The following is a 1,475-nucleotide window of genomic DNA, read 5'->3' as shown; positions in this document are numbered from 1 at the left end:
CAGATGTGTATAAGAGACAGGGCGTCGGGAGCGGGTGCCGGGGCTGCCGGAGCCGGGGCGGGCGCCGCGGGCGCCGGGGCCTCGGCCGGCGCGGGGGCCTCGGGAGCCGGGGCCGGCCGGGTGGGCGCGACGACGACGTTCTGGTTCGGGCTGGGCCGCACGTTGGCCGTGGGCCTGATGGCGATCGCCAGCGAGACGACCAGCGCCACCACACCGATGACGAAGACGCCCGCCACGATGCTTCCCACCAGCCGGAATGAGCGGCGCTCGGGATAGCCCGCGTCGACGAGCGCGGTGGCGCCGGTGTGGGCGCCGGTGTAGAGGTCGTCGACGTCGTCGGGAACGGCGCTGTAGGCGAGCGCGTCCCTGCCCAAGGTTCCCGGGGTGTCGAAGTAGCCCGGCGCGATCGCGAACGGGTTGATGGCGCCGGTGCCCGGGTCTTGGGCGTAGGCCAGCGCCGCGGTGGAGGAGGAGAACAACGGAGCGTGCGCCGAGGCCAGCGCCGCGCCTCGGGCCAGCGCCGTTTCGGGCTCCTCGGGAGCCGACAGCGGCAGCGAGGTCGCCGCCTCGAGCGCGGGCTTGATCAAGGGGATGTCGATGCCAGAGCCGACGACGAACACGCCGTCCGGGCGGGTCTCCATCGTCTCGGCATGCGAAACCATCGTGGCCAGCTGGGCCACCGCGGCCTCGTCGTCGGCCGGCAGGGGCTGCCGGCGGACGTCGGCGATCGACCCGTCGGCGCTGTTGACGACCGCGAGGGTCGCGGTTTCGGGCTCGATGTAGAGCAGCGCCGTTTGCGCATAGTTGGTCTGGCTGCCGACCGCTTGTGCCAGGGCAGCCGCGGCCAGGAAGGACGAGACCAACATCACGTTCTCGACCTTGTGGGCGGCCAGCGCATCGCGTAGCGCGGCGGCCTCGATCGGGTCGGTGAAGGTGACCCCTGTCGAGGCAAGTTGGTAGCCGCCCTCGGCCGCGCCCTGACGCGTGCCCAGGATCGCGGAGACTACCTGGTTGGCCGCGCTGAGCGTTGCGGCGTCATCTTCGGGCGGAACGTCAAAGTTGTCTTCGTCGACGGTGGCGCCCTGGCCATTCTGGCCTTCGACCAGCACCATTCGGACGGCCGTCGGCGCCATTGACACCCCAAGTACGGTGTCCAAAGCTCCTCCAAGGTTCGATTGCTAGTCCTGATGTGAGGACGTGGCCGCCGCACCCCGCGAAAACGCCAGAGGTCACTGAGTCCCCACCGTGTGTTCCCCTAGTCCCACGATTTTACGCGCTCGCGGCAACTTTCGGTTGGGGCGGGACGCGGCTACGGGATCGGGAGTCCGTGTCCCAGGTGTCGATGGAGCCAGTCGTCCCACTGATCGCCATGGGAGCTGTCTCTTATACACATCTCCGAGCCCACGAGACCCTAAGACAGGGCGTATGCCGTCTTCTGCTTGAAAAAAAAATGGGGGGGGGGGGGGGGGGGGGGG

The 1,475-nt window shown here is 69.5% G+C and carries 1 protein-coding gene; it reads right to left on the bottom strand.

All coding sequences use genetic code 11. The features are described from left to right. The coding region (locus A5758_RS12555) for a hypothetical protein (RefSeq protein ID WP_231987298.1) at positions 1-1,112 on the bottom strand (1,112 nt) is incomplete at its 3' end. Positions 1,113-1,475 lie beyond the last annotated feature (363 nt).

Source organism: Mycobacterium sp. 852014-50255_SCH5639931, assembly GCF_001665605.1.
In the GTDB taxonomy this organism is placed as follows: domain Bacteria; phylum Actinomycetota; class Actinomycetes; order Mycobacteriales; family Mycobacteriaceae; genus Mycobacterium; species Mycobacterium paraffinicum.
This window is presented reverse-complemented; position numbering and strand designations above follow the sequence as displayed.